Below are 15,423 nucleotides of genomic sequence, written 5' to 3'. Positions count from 1 at the left end.
GGAAATCTTCATGCCGAAACAAAAAACTCATCGCGGTTCAGCGAAGCGTTTCAAAAAAACTGCAACTGGTAAACTTAAACGTTCTCATGCATATAGAAGCCATTTATTTGCTAACAAAGTAACAAAAGCAAAACGTCATCTTCGTAAATCATCTTTAGTAAGTGCTGGGGACTTTAAACGTATCCACCAAATGCTTGACACTTTGTAATATTTAAGAACGGACAAGATATCTAGGAGGGAAACAATATGCCAAGAGTTAAAGGCGGTACAGTTACTCGTAAACGTCGTAAAAGAGTATTAAAATTAGCGAAAGGTTTCTACGGATCTAAACATACATTATACAAAGTTGCTAACCAACAGGTTATGAAATCTTTAATGTATGCATTCCGTGACCGTCGTCAAAAGAAACGTGACTTCCGTAAGCTTTGGATTACTCGTATTAATGCAGCAGCTCGTATCAACGGTCTTTCTTACAGCCGTTTAATGCACGGACTTAAGGTTGCTGGTATCGAAGTAAACCGTAAAATGCTTGCTGATCTTGCTATTGCTGATGCAAATGCATTTGCTGAATTAGCAACTGTTGCAAAAAATAACTTAGCAAAATAAGTAGAAAGCCTCAGGCATGGACCTGAGGCTTTTTTTAATAAGAAAGGATGAAAAGAACCCTATCACTTAGACCTTTCATTCAATTATCTCCTCATACTAAAAATATCTTTTTATTGCACTTATGTGGGACTACCAAGAGATATTATTTTTTCTTCATCAAACGAATTGCCTATTCCCTACCATTTTATTCGCATTTATTTCTTGACTAAATATGTAAATATAAATACTTTTTATTAGTGTATCGAACCGTGTGTGGGTATACTTACATTTGTAATATCTATACTTGCAGCAACCTAAACATTGATTTTTTGTAAAAAATGTAACGGAAAAAATATCGTCACAGAAGATGGGACGCTGTTATAATATACATGAATACTTGAGGAGGAATACAATCGTGGACTTATTGCAACTGTTTAAGCTACAAAAGGAATTAGATGATCGAATTGTTTCTGAGCATAAATTAGAGGGAAAACACTTACTAGAGGAAAAAACATTAGCACTTCTCGTTGAAGTTGGTGAGCTTGCCAATGAAACTCGCTGCTTTAAATACTGGAGCAACAAACCTGCTTCTGAAAGAAGTATTGTACTAGAAGAATATGTGGATGGACTACACTTTATTTTGTCAATTGGAATTGATTTAGGTGTAGATAAAAACTTTCTATTTTATAAATGTACGCAATCCAATCAATCAGCTGTGGAATTATTTTTAGACGTATATACGAAGGTTATTACCTTCCACGAACAACCGTCTATTACAAACTATATCGAATTGTTTACAAGCTTTATTTTATTAGGCGAAGCGTTAGATTTTTCACAAGAAGACATGGAAACAGCCTATTTAGCTAAAAACGAGAAAAATCACAAACGTCAAGAGAACGGCTATTAATCTAAATTGTCACCTGCCGTTTTTTGAATATTCCTTCTCCTAAATGTATAATAAATAAGATAATAGGAGGGATAAGGCATGCAGGATGAAATGTTAAAGATGCTGAAGGATTTAACAGATGCGAAGGGAATCGCTGGGAATGAGCGTGAGCCTCGCGAAGTAATGCAAAGATATATCGCCCCTTACGCCGATGAAATTTCGTATGATAATTTAGGAAGCATAGTGGCAAAACAGGTTGGCGATGCAAACGGACCGAGCATTATGGTTGCAGGGCATTTAGACGAAGTAGGCTTTATGATTACAAAAATAGATGATAAAGGCTTTCTTCGCTTTCAACCAGTTGGTGGCTGGTGGTCCCAGGTTATGTTAGCCCAACGTGTTACGATCGTTACGAACAAGGGCGATATTACAGGGATTATCGGTTCGAAGCCACCTCATATATTATCACCGGAAGCTCGGAAAAAACCTGTAGAAATCAAGGACATGTTTATTGATATTGGTGCAACAAGCAAAGAAGAGGCACTAGAATGGGGCGTTTGTCCTGGTGATCAAGTGGTTCCTTACTTTGAATTTCAAGTGATGAAAAATGAAAAAATGCTGCTGGCAAAAGCATGGGATAATCGCATTGGCTGCGCTATTGCTATTGAAGTATTGAAGAGACTACATAAACAGGAGCATCCTAACGTTTTATACGGTGTTGGAACGGTTCAAGAGGAAGTAGGTCTTCGCGGCGCAAAAACAGCGACTCATTTCGTCCAGCCTGATATCGGATTTGCAGTTGATGTTGGGATTGCAGGAGATACGCCAGGAATCACGGATAAAGAGGCATTAAGCAAAATGGGGAACGGACCGCAAATTATTTTATATGATGCATCCATTGTAGCTCATAAAGGATTACGCGATTTTGTAGTAGATGTTGCCGAAGCTCAGGGTATCCCTTATCAATATGATTACGTACCAGGCGGTGGAACAGACGCAGGATCTATACACGTATCATTACAAGGAGTTCCTGCTCTAGCCATCACGATTGCAACTCGTTATATTCATTCTCATGCGGCTATGCTCCATCGTGATGATTTTGAAAATACAGTGAAATTACTTGTAGAAGTTATTAAACGACTAGATCGTAAAAAAGTAAATGATCTTACATTTGATTAATGGATGAAAAAAGAGCGAAGGTTGCTTCGCTCTTTTTTCATATAAATAGTTATTGTTTTTGCAGACCATCCTGTAACATAGTAAGCATTTCTGTTTTTTCTTGTTCATCTGCATGCTGCCAAATAATTTCAAACAATACTCCAAGCCCAGGCAGCATCTTTTCTTCTCCGCTTTGAATAGCATCTACAATCGTAGCCTCTAGTTCTGACTGTGAGTTATTAGTAATATTTGCTATTACTGCACCGCGTAAATTAAAATTCAAGCTCTATCACCTCTTTAAGGATAAGATATCGTTAGTTTTTGATGTTTTCGTGTAATTATGTATAAAAATCGGATATAATAATGAATCGAGAAGAGAGGGACGTCTAAATGAAGAAAATCGATTCACAGCAAAATGCACGGGTTAAGCAATGGAAAAAGCTACATACGAAAAAAGAACGAGATAAGACAGGATTATTTATTGTAGAAGGCTTTCATCTTGTAGAAGAGGCACTCAAGTCAAAGGGGACGGTTCGAGAGCTCATTATTCATGAACAAGTCGATGTACCCTCGCATTGGGATATAAGTGATATGGAAGTGTATATTGTCTCCGATTCTGTTATTCAAACCATATCAGAAACAGAAACCCCCCAAGGGATTGTTGCAATTTGCGAAAAAGCGGAAGCTGCCATTCGCTTTGAAAAGGGAAAATATTTGTTGTTAGATGGTATTCAAGATCCAGGTAATCTTGGAACGATTATTCGAACTGCCGATGCCGCTGGATTAGATGCTATTATCCTCGGAGAAGGAACTGTTGATGTGTATAATAGTAAGGTGTTACGTTCAACACAAGGGTCGATATTTCATCTTCCCATTATAAAGGGGCAGCTTGAAGAAATCATCCTAGATATGCAGAAAAATCACATACCTGTGTATGGCACAGCACTTCATAATGCTGTACCCTATACACAAGTAAGTCAGTCCATAAACTTTGCCCTTCTTCTAGGGAATGAAGGAAATGGCGTAAGACAAGAGCTATTGGATCGCTGTGATAATAATTTATACATTCCCATTATTGGACAGGCAGAATCTTTAAATGTGGCGGTTGCCGCTGGAATATTGACGTATTATTTACAAAGCCAGGTTGCGAATTCGTGAAAAACTTTCTATAATAGAACAAACTGAATCAATAAAATATGATGAAAGAGAGTAGTAGCTTGTTCATCACCATACAGGGAGAAAATGCCGGTGACTGTAAGCATTTTTATGGAAGAAGCAAGTGAATTCACCTCTGGAGTAGGCGCTAGGACCACGAAAGTGTAAAGGCGTACCGGTGAGACCGTTATGAAAATGAAGTGAGCAGCATATTGGCTGCTAAATTGGGTGGTACCGCGATTAAGCCTCGTCCCTTTTCTAAGGACGAGGCTTTTTTATATGCAATTTTTTTCGTCAGGTTGGAAATAGTGATACAAACAGCACCTGACTCCATTTTAGGTGGGAAAACAATGAAGGAGGTTTATGGTATGGAGGATCGTTTGAAGGAACTCAAACAGGAAGCACTTACGAGAATTTCATCTTCTACTATATTGAAAGAGTTAAATGAAGTACGTGTTGCGTTCCTAGGGAAAAAAGGCCCGATTACAGAAGTACTTCGCGGTATGGGAAAGCTTTCAAAAGAAGAAAGACCACGCATGGGAGCACTTGTTAACGAAGTACGTGAAACCATTCAACAGCACTTAGATGCGAAATTAGAGGAATTAGAAAAAGCAGCTACGAAACAACGTTTAGCTCTAGAAACAATCGATGTGACATTGCCAGGGCGTAAGGTTGCAATCGGATCGCATCATCCGTTAACGGCTGTTATTGAAGAAATTGAAGATCTATTTATCGGAATGGGCTATGAAATCGCAGAAGGTCCGGAAGTTGAACAAGATTATTATAACTTTGAAGCATTAAATCTGCCAAAAAGCCATCCAGCCCGTGATATGCAGGATTCTTTCTATATTACAGATGAAATATTGTTGCGTACGCACACGTCTCCGGTACAAGCGAGAACGATGGTAAAGCACAATGGCAATGGACCAATCAAAATTATTTGTCCAGGTAAGGTATATCGACGTGATGATGACGATGCTACCCATTCTCATCAATTTATGCAAATTGAAGGTCTTGTTATCGATAAAAACATCCGTATGAGTGATCTAAAAGGAACGTTAGAAGTGTTTGCGAAAAAAATGTTTGGAGAAGATCGAGAAATTCGATTACGCCCAAGCTTCTTCCCATTCACGGAACCTTCTGTAGAAATGGATATTTCCTGCATGATGTGCGGAGGACATGGCTGTGGTACTTGTAAAGGAACTGGATGGATTGAAATTCTAGGAGCAGGTATGGTTCATCCGAACGTACTTCGCATGGGTGGATACGATCCAGCCGAATATCAGGGCTTTGCATTTGGTATGGGACCAGAACGGATTGCGATGTTGAAATACGGTATTGATGATATAAGACATTTCTATACAAATGATATGCGTTTCTTGCAACAATTTAAACGAGCTTAAGGAGGGATGAAGCATGTTCGTATCATACCGATGGTTACAAGAATATGTGAATTTAGAAGGCATAACGGCAAACGAGTTAGCTGATAAAATTACGAAAAGCGGCATCGAAGTAGAAGGTGTAGAAGTACGAAACAAAGGAGTACAAAACGTAGTAGTAGGCTATGTGCTAAAGCGTGAAAAACATCCAGAAGCAGATAAGTTAAACAAATGTCTCGTTGATATCGGTGAAGAAGAGCCAGTTCAAATTATTTGCGGCGCACCAAATGTTGCAGAAGGACAAAAGGTTGTAGTCGCAAAGGTTGGAGCACGGCTTCCAGGCGGCGTAAAAATTAAAAAAGCAAAGCTTCGTGGCGAGCTATCACAAGGGATGATTTGCTCACTGCAAGAGCTTGGCGTAGATTCCAAGCTTGTGCCGAAAGAATACAGCGAAGGTATTTTTGTTTTTCCAAATGACGTAGAAGTAGGTTCAGATGCAGCTGAGCTTCTTGGCTTAAACGATGAAATTCTTGAGCTTGGTTTAACACCAAATCGTGCTGACTGCCTGAATATGATCGGTGTAGCATATGAAGTGGCTGCTATTCTAGGGAGAGACGTGAAACTACCTAGTGTTCAATTACAAGAAGAGAATGAAAACACAGCTGACTATATTTCTATCTCTGTAGAAGCGAAGGAGCAAAATCCATTATACATTGCAAAAATGGTTAAAAATGTGAAAATAGGACCTTCACCAATCTGGATGCAAGTGCGTCTAATGGCGGCAGGTATTCGTCCTATTAATAATGTAGTAGATATCACGAACTATATTTTAATGGAATATGGTCAGCCTCTTCATGCATTCGACTATGATAAGTTAGATTCAAAAGAAATCGTTGTTCGTCTTGCCCATGAAGGGGAAAAGATGACGACATTAGATGATGTAGAACGTACACTGCACAGTGATCATCTTCTCATTACAAACGGAGAAAAAGCAGTAGCTGTTGCTGGTGTAATGGGCGGGGCAAATAGTGAAGTAGATACAAACACTGTTAATGTGTTAATCGAATCTGCTTATTTTTCTGGAATAAGCGTACGAAAAGCATCCAAGGATTTAGGACTTCGTAGTGAAGCAAGTGCACGCTTTGAAAAAGGAATCGATCCATTGCGTACAAGAGAAGCTGCTCAAATGGCAGCAGCACTTATGGAGAAATATGCAGGCGGTACTGTATTAACAGGTGTTGCCTGTGCAAATCATTTAGAGCAGAAAGAAACGATCGTTTCAGTAACAGTTGAAAAAATTAATAGTGTGCTTGGAACAAGCATCTCTGCTAATGAAGTAGCAACTATATTCACAAATTTACAGTTTGTGTTTACACAAGAGGGTGAAACCTTCCATGTAACAGTTCCTACGAGAAGACCTGACATTACGATTCAAGAAGACTTAATCGAAGAAGTAGGTCGTCTATATGGCTATGACCATATTCCATCCACTCTTCCTGTTGCGGAAACAACACTCGGTAAATTAAGTGAAAAACAAGCAAAACGCCGCAAAGTACGTCGCTTCTTAGAAAGTGCAGGTTTATATGAAGCAATTACGTACTCCTTAACAAATGAAGCAAGAGCGAAACAGTTCGCCTTAAAGGAAACGGATGCATCCGCCGTTCGTTTATCTTTACCGATGAGCGAAGAACGCAGTCAGCTACGGTTAAGCCTTCTTCCGCATTTATTAGAGGCTGCTTCCTACAACAATGCTCGTAAAATTGAAAATGTAGCATTGTATGAAGTCGGATCAGTATTCCTTCCTGCTGGATTAGAGGAACAACCGAAAGAAGAACAGCATGTTGCTGCTGTTATAACAGGAATCTATTATGAACATGCTTGGCAAGGAGAAAAGAAAGCTGTAGATTTTTATGTATTGAAAGGAATTCTAGAGGGGCTACTTGAAACATTAGGGGTATCTGCATCTATTTCGTATAAAGCAACTGAACGTGACGGAATGCATCCTGGTCGAACAGCGAGCGTACTGCTAGATGGTACTGAAATTGGTTTTATCGGCCAGCTTCATCCGGATACCCAAAAGCAGCTTGACATGAAAGATACATTTGGATTTGAATTAGCTCTTACACCGTTACTTGAAGCAAATGCCGAGGAAGTTGGCTATGACATGATTCCGCGTTTTCCATCTATTACTCGTGATATTGCACTCGTTGTAGATAAGAGTACACTTGCAGCAGATGTTCAAGCAGTCATCATAAAAGCTGGCGGAAAGCTTTTAAAGGAAGCCCTTCTCTTTGATCTTTATGATGGAGAAAAAATGGAGGAAGGCAAAAAATCACTTGCGTTCTCTCTTTGTTACTACGACCCAGAACGTACGTTAACAGACGAAGAAGTAACAGAAGCACACGAGCTTGTCTTGCAAGCAGTAGAAGAAACGTTCCACGCACAATTGCGTAAATAATAGGGAAAGACAAAAAAGACTGTTCTCACAAGAATTTTTGTGGGAACAGTCTTTTTTTATGAAGTTATTTACCGGCAATCCGCATAGCTTTTTCTGTATTAGCAAAGTGGAGCTTAACAAATTGGTTTAAGCTGTCTTTCCCGCGTTCTGTAATGAGTCTGGCAGCAGCTTTATCTACGTTTCCTCCCGCTCCCTTTGGTATTACGAAGCCAGCCTTCTTTCCAAGATCGTTCATATGTTTAACAAATGCATATCTGGCGATAATAGAAGCAGCGGCAACGGCCAGATGAATCTGTTCTCCCTTTGTAGCAAAATACACTTGTTCACGCTGAACCGTCTTTTGTTTCCGAAGATAGGTATAGTAGATTTCAGGTTTTACAAATTGATCAATTAAAGTAGCTTCTGGCTGTGCTGGTGCAATTTTTTTCCGTACGTTAGTAATAGCTTGGTTATGCAGCTTTGCCTTTAATTCACCTTGATTCATTCCACTTGCTTGTAGGTCGTTATATTTTTCATTCGGTAAGACTAGCAGACTGTAAGGAAGAAACGGAATAAGCTGCTTGGCGATTGCAGTAATTTGAGTATCGTTTAAATCTTTGCTGTCTCGAACACCGAGCTCCTTTAATAGGGGAATCTGAGTTTTCTCTACGTATGCTGCAACTACGGTGATAGGGCCAAAATAATCACCGGTCCCTACTTCATCGGAGCCAATGATAGACATCGTACTAATATTCGCTGGCGGTGAGAATTTCGTTGCATTTGCTTTTGGTTTCGTACTTTTTTGGGAAGGCGGGGTGCTTTGTCCCCATCTCGCAGCTTCTTTATTTCCATCTATGCCTTGAAAGAGTACTTTCCCAGATTTATAAGCAGTGATCGTACAGGAAGGCAGCTTTGCGACAAATATTCCACCTTGAGGAACCTTCGTAATTATGTTATTTTCATAATGCAAACGCATTTGTTCTATAACAGAATGAGACGCTTGAATGACTACATGATTTGTCAAATTACATACTCCTTTTCAAAAAAAATTGGGAATGTCATCATTGAGCAGAAAGCGACAAGCTCTATCCGGTCGGAGAATCTTCCCCTAATAAAGTTAAAAAAGCGCCTTTATAGGGAAAGAACCTCCGCCCTGCGGAGCTAAACGAGCCGGCTCTGCTTTTCAGTGGTGTCTAGCTCCGCCGGCAAGCTCCATCCGGCCCTGAGAACCTTCCCCCAATAAAGGCAAAAAGCGCCTTTATGGGGAAAGAACCACCGCCCTGCGGAGCTGAACGAGCCGGCTCCGCTTTTCTATATAATAATACCGAATTCTGTTTTTTAATTCCATATGTTGTTTGTTCATGGTATGATATAGTTTAGGATTCTTTATGTTGATTGGAGGACAGTGAGTTGTCACAGCAAAACGAGAAAAAAACGAAAATTACTCTGGAAATCTATGGCCAGCAATATTCCGTTGTTGGAGATGAGAGCACAAGTCATATTCGCATGGTCGCGGCCATTGTTGATGATAAAATGCGGGAAATAAACGCCAAGAATCCTTCTCTTGACATAAATCGATTAGCAGTGCTAACTGCAGTCAATGTTGTGCATGATTATATTAAATTAAAAGAAGAAACAGAACGTTTAAAAGAACGATTAAAAGGAATGGGTGAGTTATGATTGATTTAATCATCATTGTAGTACTCCTTGGTGGATTTTTTATTGGTTTGAAACGGGGGCTCATTCTTCAAATAGTACGGATTATTAGCTATTTTGCTGCTTTTTTTGTCGCCTATACATATTCTGCTTCGTTTGCACCTTCGTTAAAGAGTCTAATACCTTATCCTGCTGGGGCAACGCAGTCTTTATCAGTTTGGTTAAGTTCTGGTAATGTCGAAGAAGGGTTTTACAAGGCAATAGCGTTTATTATTTTATTTTTCTTGACTATTTTAGCACTGTCATTAGTTGGACATGTGTTGAATATACTTGCACAAATTCCTGTAATAAAGCAAGCGAATGCACTAGGTGGAGGTATACTTGGTTTTGTGGAAGTGTATATGTTGGTTTTCGTGATTATCATAGTTGGAACAATATTACCGATTCAGCAGGTGCAATCAACGATTCATCAATCTGCCCTTTGCAAAGTTATTGCTGATGATACGCCTGTTCTTTCAGATAAGGTGAAAGAGGTATGGAGTACAAAAGCATAGATTGGGGATATAAAATCGTGTAAGCGCCTTGTTCAATGGACCGTTATGTGGAATTCTGTTACACTGAGAGTTTCTGTATCGGTCCATTTCACTTGTTCTACTCCTAATGAGTAATCGTTATTTTATTTTCAGATAGGAGCGTCTGCATGAATAAAAAACAAATTATCATGGTACTGGAAACAATTGCTCTATACATGGAACTAAAGGGAGAAAATTCGTTTAAAATATCAGCATTTCGTAAGGCAGCCACAGCGCTAGATTCAGATGATCGAAGCATTAGTGAAATTGAGGATTTTACACAGCTAAGTGGGATCGGTAAAGGAACTAGGGACGTGATACAAGAGTGCATAGATACGGGAGAATCTTCTTTGCTTTTGCAGTTGGAGAAAGAGGTACCGAGTTCGCTTATTCCACTATTAAAGCTGCCTGGTCTTGGTGGAAAAAAGGTTGCTAAGCTATACAAGGAACTAAATGTTACCGATTTAGCCTCTTTAAAGCAGGCATGTGAGGAACATAAAGTACAGGAGCTTACGGGGTTTGCTAAAAAAACAGAAGAGAAAATACTAGAAGCCATTCTTCAAGTAGGCAAACGGCCAGATCGGTTGCCGATTGCATATGTTCTGCCTATTGCCGAGGAAATAGAATCGATATTGTCGACAATTCCACAAATTCGTCGCTATTCCAGGGCTGGTAGTTTAAGACGAGTACAAGAAACTGTTAAAGATCTTGATTTTATCATCGCTACCCCACAACCGGCAGAGGTTCGAGATAGATTACTAAAGCTTCCTCATATAGTAGAGGTGATTGCTAGCGGTGATACGAAAGTATCAGTAAGACTACAGTATGATTTTGATATTTCAGTAGATTTTCGTTTGGTGAAGGAAGAAGAGTACATAACGACGCTGCATCACTTTACAGGCTCAAAAGAGCACAATGTGAAAATGCGTCAAATTGCCAAAGCACGCCATGAGAAAATTAGTGAATATGGCGTGGAAGATCTTAAAACCGGTATGCTCAAAACATTCCAAACAGAGGAAGAATTTTATAACCATTTTCAGCTTCCTTTTATTCCGCCGGAAGTAAGAGAGAGCGGCGATGAAATCGAACATATTGCGTCTATTTCACATTTGATTGAAGCCAAACAAATAAAAGGTGATTTACATATGCACACATCTTGGAGTGATGGTGCAAATTCACTGGAAGAAATGATTGTTGCATGTATAAAAAAAGGATATGAATATATAGCTATTACAGATCATTCTCAATTTTTAAAAGTAGCGAATGGCTTGTCAGCAGAGCGCTTATTGGCGCAAGGGGAAGAGATTCGCCGGCTGAATGAAAAATATCCGAATATAACCATTTTGCGCGGAATTGAAATGGACATTTTACCTGATGGAAGACTTGATTATGATGATGATGTGCTAAAACAGCTAGATTTCGTCATTGCCTCTATTCATTCCGGTTTTACCCAAAGCCGTGAGAAGATTATGGAGCGACTTCGACATGCTCTTGAAAATAAGTATGTAACGATGATTGCTCATCCGACTGGTCGTGTTCTTGGTAAGAGAGACGGATATGATGTAGATGTGGATATGCTGATTCGCCTTGCCAAGGAAACGGGAACAGTACTTGAATTAAATGCAAATCCGAACCGCCTTGATTTAAATGCAATCTACATAAAAAAAGCACAAGATGAAGGGGTTAAACTAGTTATTAATACAGATGCGCACTCCATTGAAATGTTAGAACATATGAAGATAGGGGTTAGCGTTGCGAAAAAGGGCTGGATTCAGCCGGATTCCATTATTAATACATGGAACATTGATCAGCTGTTAGACTTTATTCGTAGGAAGAAGCAATAGGAGGTTTTGGCATGCTAGAACGGACACTACGTATTTTGGAATATGATAAAGTAAAAGAACAATTACTTGAACATGTATCTTCTTCTCTAGGAAGAGAGAAAGTTATACAATTACTGCCAAGCAAAGATTTTGAAGAAGTGATTTATCTGCAAGATGCAACGGAAGAAGGAGCATTTGTACTCCGCTTAAAGGGTCATGCACCACTTGGAGGAGTATCAGATATACGTCCTCATGTAAAAAGAGCGAAGATTGGCAGCATGCTTCATCCAACTGAGCTTCTTGCTATATCGATGACAATGTATGGAAGCCGGCAAATGAAAGGTTTTATTGAAGAGGTTGTAGAAAATCATGGAGAGGTTCCCATCCTTCTTTCTCTTACTTTACGGCTAACGTCTCTTTTAGATTTAGAAAAAGAAATTAATGCTTGTATTGGAGATGGAGGAGAAGTAGTAGATAGTGCCAGTGACAAACTACGTTCTATCCGTCAGCAAATGCGGTCTGCTGAATCTCGTATTCGCGAGAAGCTCGAGGGAATGATACGCTCTTCTAACGCATCTAAGCAATTGTCTGACACCATTGTTACGATACGAAATGATCGGTATGTGATTCCGGTAAAACAAGAATACCGCGGGGTGTACGGAGGAATCGTCCATGATCAATCTGCATCAGGCCAGACATTATTTATTGAGCCGCAAGTAGTAGTGGATTTGAATAACTCCCTTCAGGAGGCAAGGGTAAAGGAAAAGCAAGAAATCGAACGTATTTTGCTTATGCTAACGAGTAAGGTCGCTGAGGTTGCTGATATGATCTTGGAAAACGTAGAAGTGTTAGCGGAGCTGGATTTTATTTTTGCCAAGGCAGCTTATGCAAAACGATTGAAGGCTATTAAGCCAAAACTAAATAATCAGCGCTATTTAAAATTGTTTAAAGCACGTCATCCACTTATTCCACAGGATGTTGTCGTTGCAAACGATATCGAACTTGGGACAGATTTTACAACGATCGTAATAACTGGTCCAAACACGGGAGGAAAGACGGTCACATTAAAAACAGTTGGATTATGTGTGCTTATGGCCCAATCTGGCTTGCACATTCCTGCGTTAGATGAGTCTGAAATTTGTATCTTTCAAGATATATTTGCAGATATTGGGGATGAGCAATCGATCGAGCAAAGCTTAAGTACGTTTTCCTCCCATATGGTAAATATCGTTTCGATTTTAGGGCAGGCAGATTATGATAGTCTCGTTCTTTTTGATGAATTAGGTGCAGGAACGGACCCGCAAGAAGGGGCAGCATTAGCTATCTCTATCTTAGATGAAGTTTATAAACGTGGTACAAGAGTGATTGCGACTACTCACTATCCAGAGCTAAAAGCTTACGGATATAATCGGGAAGGCGTAGTCAATGCCAGCGTGGAGTTTGATGTTAATACGCTCAGTCCGACCTATAAGCTATTGCTAGGTGTGCCTGGCCGAAGTAACGCATTTGAAATTTCGAAGCGACTTGGCTTAGTTGACAGGGTGATTGATCATGCACGTGAGCTTATGAGCACAGAATCAAATAAAGTAGAAAACATGATTGTAAAGCTAGAAGAAAGTAAGAAAAATGCAGAAAGAGAATGGAAAGAGGCGGAAGAGCTTCGCAAGGAATCGGAAAAACTTCATAAAGAATTACAACGACAAATAGTTGAATTTAATCAGCAACGTGATGAAGCGCTTTTGAAAGCGCAGATTGAGGCGGAAGAAAAAGTAGAAGCTGCAAAGAAAGAAGCAGATACGATCATCCGGGAGCTTCGCCTTCTTCAAAAGCAGCAGCTTGCAAATATTAAGGAGCATGAGCTGATTGAAGCAAAGAGCCGCTTAGAACATGCCACGCCTTCCCTCATAACGAAGAAGAAAATAGAGAAAAAAAAGGAAAACAAACGATCTCTCAGAGCTGGTGATGAGGTAAAGGTGTTAACCTTTGGACAAAAGGGGCAGCTTTTAGAAAAGATAAGTGATCACGAATGGCATGTGCAAATTGGAATCTTAAAAATGAAAGTAAAAGAAGCGGATATAGAATATTTGAGCACTCCAAAGCAAGTAGAAAAACGTCCGCTTGCAACCGTTAAGGGAAAAGATTATCACGTTAAACTCGAACTTGATTTACGCGGAGAACGCTATGAAGATGCAATGGAACGTGTTGAAAAATATTTAGATGATGCAATGTTAGCAGGATATCCTCGTGTGTCTATCATTCATGGGAAAGGTACGGGCGCACTTCGTCAAGGCGTACAAGAAAAGCTAAAGAAGCATCGAGGTGTCAAAACGTACCGATTCGGTGAAATGGGCGAAGGAGGTCTCGGCGTAACGGTAGTAGAGCTTAAGTAGAAAAGGAGTGGTTTCATGTTTATGGAGAAACTAGCAAAAGTTCTACTTGTTGTTTGTGGTATTTTTTTCATACTCGGTATGGTGTATGTCTTTCTGTTTGCGAAATAAGACGGGTACTGATTTCTTCAGAAATAGGGAAGAATCAGTACTTGTCTTTTTTTTGACCATTTGTCGATGAATGAGAATATAATGATAAAATTTATTCTTTTATATATTTACAAAATCAAATATATTTGTTACCATAAATTATTATAATAGTATATTTAAAAAATTGAGAATTATTGGAGGTGAATGCTGGAACTTCGTTAAGGATTTTCAATATTTTCTTTATAGAAATTTGTTCGTTATAATAGACGTTTTTGTACGATGATGTTTTTTTTAGAGAAGAGTCATATCTTTTATTTATGCGAAATTTTGCATTATTATAAATTTACGTTCTCTGTAAAGAACAGAACAGCTTAAAGCAAAATTATATTAACTGGATAGGAATGAAATGTCTCTCTATGTTGAACGGTTTCTCTAATGGGAGATATATATGAAAAGTAGGAGAGTAGAGGAAATACTTAGGATCAAATGAGATAGAAATGAAGGGGATTATTACAATGAAACTCACTGTAACATTTAAACCAGTTCACAGTTCACTTCAGCTTCCATTAAACTATCAATATGTATTGCAAGGATTTTTATATCGCTCTTTAACGGAAGCGCGCTTTGCGAATTTTTTACACGAAATTGGGTTTCAGAAAGGAAACCGCACCTTTAAATTGTTTACATTTAGCCGATTGTCTGGACCGCATCGCATATTAGTAAAACAGAAGAGAATAGAATTTCACGAGACCATTACGTGGCATGTAAGCAGTGTATTGGATACATTAATTCGGCAACTTGGAGAATTTCTTCTTTTTTCAGATACAGTACAGCTTCATGGTCAATTGCTTACGGTTGAAAAAATTGAGATACACAAAACACAATTACCAAAAAGTAAATATAAAATTGAAATGCTATCACCTGTTACTGTTTATAGTACATATGAGAAGGATGAACGGAAACGGACGCACTATTTTCAACCGTATGATCCAGTCTTCCCTATTTTAATTGAGTCTAACTTTGAAAATAAATACGAAGCGTATCACGGAAAAAAACCGGATAAGCCATTTGCTATTCGACCCATTCAAGTATTAGACAATTATAAAGTGGTGACGACATTTAAAGGCCATATCATTACAGGCTGGCTTGGAAAATTTGAGATTGAATCTTCGCCGGAGCAGCTATCATTTGCTTACGATACGGGACTAGGGGGACGAAACTCGCAAGGATTTGGAATGTTTTCTCTGGTGGAATAATAGATCAAAAATAAACGAAAGAAGGGTGATCATACAAGT

General features: G+C 39.1%; 14 protein-coding genes and 1 other annotated feature. Of the genes, 12 read left to right on the top strand and 2 right to left on the bottom strand.

All coding sequences use genetic code 11. The features are described 5' to 3' along the window. Positions 1-10 precede the first annotated feature (10 nt). The 4 genes from rpmI to ACM5BR_RS09880 all read left to right on the top strand — a co-directional run bounded on the left by rpmI (position 11) and on the right by ACM5BR_RS09880 (position 2,650). Positions 11-208, top strand: a complete 198-nt coding sequence (gene rpmI / locus ACM5BR_RS09895; protein ID WP_416827670.1) for a 50S ribosomal protein L35 — start codon at positions 11-13, stop codon at positions 206-208. 38 nt (positions 209-246) lie between these two features. Next, complete coding sequence (rplT, locus tag ACM5BR_RS09890; protein WP_416827669.1) at positions 247-606, top strand: 50S ribosomal protein L20; 360 nt, start codon at positions 247-249, stop codon at positions 604-606. A 394-nt stretch (positions 607-1,000) separates the two neighbouring features. Then, positions 1,001-1,492 (top strand): dUTP diphosphatase, encoded by a 492-nt coding sequence (locus ACM5BR_RS09885; RefSeq protein ID WP_416827668.1) that lies wholly within the window; start codon positions 1,001-1,003, stop codon positions 1,490-1,492. Positions 1,493-1,570: 78 nt separating this feature from the next. Further along, on the top strand, positions 1,571-2,650 hold the full coding sequence (locus tag ACM5BR_RS09880; RefSeq protein ID WP_416827667.1) for a M42 family metallopeptidase: 1,080 nt from the start codon (positions 1,571-1,573) through the stop codon (positions 2,648-2,650). Positions 2,651-2,699: 49 nt separating this feature from the next. Here ACM5BR_RS09880 and sspI read toward each other — a convergent pair whose 3' ends face one another. Then, positions 2,700-2,912: a small acid-soluble spore protein SspI gene (gene sspI / locus ACM5BR_RS09875; RefSeq protein ID WP_416827666.1), complete on the bottom strand. Its 213-nt coding sequence runs from the start codon at positions 2,910-2,912 to the stop codon at positions 2,700-2,702. 107 nt (positions 2,913-3,019) lie between these two features. Between sspI and ACM5BR_RS09870 the strand changes: the two genes are divergently transcribed. From ACM5BR_RS09870 to pheT, 3 genes are all read left to right on the top strand, one after another. Then, entirely contained in the window at positions 3,020-3,787 is a 768-nt protein-coding gene (locus ACM5BR_RS09870) for a TrmH family RNA methyltransferase (protein WP_416827665.1), read from the top strand. A 32-nt stretch (positions 3,788-3,819) separates the two neighbouring features. Then, positions 3,820-4,042: a binding site (T-box leader), on the top strand. Between the two features lie 110 nt (positions 4,043-4,152). Continuing rightward, positions 4,153-5,187, top strand: a complete 1,035-nt coding sequence (pheS, locus tag ACM5BR_RS09865) for a phenylalanine--tRNA ligase subunit alpha (RefSeq protein WP_416827885.1) — start codon at positions 4,153-4,155, stop codon at positions 5,185-5,187. A 13-nt stretch (positions 5,188-5,200) separates the two neighbouring features. After that, positions 5,201-7,621, top strand: coding sequence for a phenylalanine--tRNA ligase subunit beta (gene pheT, locus ACM5BR_RS09860; RefSeq protein ID WP_416827664.1), 2,421 nt, complete (start codon positions 5,201-5,203; stop codon positions 7,619-7,621). A 64-nt stretch (positions 7,622-7,685) separates the two neighbouring features. Here the strand turns inward: pheT and rnhC are convergent, their stop codons facing one another. Beyond that, complete coding sequence (gene rnhC / locus ACM5BR_RS09855) at positions 7,686-8,624, bottom strand: ribonuclease HIII (RefSeq protein WP_416827663.1); 939 nt, start codon at positions 8,622-8,624, stop codon at positions 7,686-7,688. Positions 8,625-9,010: 386 nt separating this feature from the next. Here rnhC and zapA point away from each other — a divergent pair, with 386 nt between their 5' ends. From zapA to cas6, 5 genes are all read left to right on the top strand, one after another. Further along, positions 9,011-9,280, top strand: a complete 270-nt coding sequence (zapA, locus tag ACM5BR_RS09850) for a cell division protein ZapA (RefSeq protein WP_416827662.1) — start codon at positions 9,011-9,013, stop codon at positions 9,278-9,280. Beyond that, entirely contained in the window at positions 9,277-9,810 is a 534-nt protein-coding gene (locus ACM5BR_RS09845; protein ID WP_416827661.1) for a CvpA family protein, read from the top strand. Before zapA ends, ACM5BR_RS09845 begins: the two co-directional genes overlap by 4 nt. A 146-nt stretch (positions 9,811-9,956) precedes the next feature. Next, positions 9,957-11,672, top strand: coding sequence for a DNA polymerase/3'-5' exonuclease PolX (gene polX, locus ACM5BR_RS09840; protein WP_416827660.1), 1,716 nt, complete (start codon positions 9,957-9,959; stop codon positions 11,670-11,672). A gap of 11 nt (positions 11,673-11,683) precedes the next feature. Then, positions 11,684-14,041, top strand: a complete 2,358-nt coding sequence (locus ACM5BR_RS09835; protein ID WP_416827659.1) for an endonuclease MutS2 — start codon at positions 11,684-11,686, stop codon at positions 14,039-14,041. A 602-nt stretch (positions 14,042-14,643) separates the two neighbouring features. Further along, complete coding sequence (gene cas6 / locus ACM5BR_RS09830) at positions 14,644-15,384, top strand: CRISPR-associated endoribonuclease Cas6 (protein ID WP_416827658.1); 741 nt, start codon at positions 14,644-14,646, stop codon at positions 15,382-15,384. Positions 15,385-15,423 lie beyond the last annotated feature (39 nt).

The sequence above is a fragment of the Ectobacillus polymachus genome (assembly GCF_048159605.1).
Lineage (GTDB): Bacteria > Bacillota > Bacilli > Bacillales > Bacillaceae_G > Ectobacillus > Ectobacillus polymachus.
This window is presented reverse-complemented; position numbering and strand designations above follow the sequence as displayed.

What these genes read in the sequence shown, in the direction of transcription:
- rpmI (WP_416827670.1), top strand. Translation starts at nt 11, where the DNA reads ATGCCGAAACAAAAAACTCATCGCGGTTCAGCGAAGCGTTTCAAAAAA.
- rplT (WP_416827669.1), top strand. Translation starts at nt 247, where the DNA reads ATGCCAAGAGTTAAAGGCGGTACAGTTACTCGTAAACGTCGTAAAAGA.
- ACM5BR_RS09880 (WP_416827667.1), top strand. Translation starts at nt 1,571, where the DNA reads ATGCAGGATGAAATGTTAAAGATGCTGAAGGATTTAACAGATGCGAAG.
- ACM5BR_RS09870 (WP_416827665.1), top strand. Translation starts at nt 3,020, where the DNA reads ATGAAGAAAATCGATTCACAGCAAAATGCACGGGTTAAGCAATGGAAA.
- pheS (WP_416827885.1), top strand. Translation starts at nt 4,153, where the DNA reads ATGGAGGATCGTTTGAAGGAACTCAAACAGGAAGCACTTACGAGAATT.
- pheT (WP_416827664.1), top strand. Translation starts at nt 5,201, where the DNA reads ATGTTCGTATCATACCGATGGTTACAAGAATATGTGAATTTAGAAGGC.
- ACM5BR_RS09845 (WP_416827661.1), top strand. Translation starts at nt 9,277, where the DNA reads ATGATTGATTTAATCATCATTGTAGTACTCCTTGGTGGATTTTTTATT.
- polX (WP_416827660.1), top strand. Translation starts at nt 9,957, where the DNA reads ATGAATAAAAAACAAATTATCATGGTACTGGAAACAATTGCTCTATAC.
- ACM5BR_RS09835 (WP_416827659.1), top strand. Translation starts at nt 11,684, where the DNA reads ATGCTAGAACGGACACTACGTATTTTGGAATATGATAAAGTAAAAGAA.
- cas6 (WP_416827658.1), top strand. Translation starts at nt 14,644, where the DNA reads ATGAAACTCACTGTAACATTTAAACCAGTTCACAGTTCACTTCAGCTT.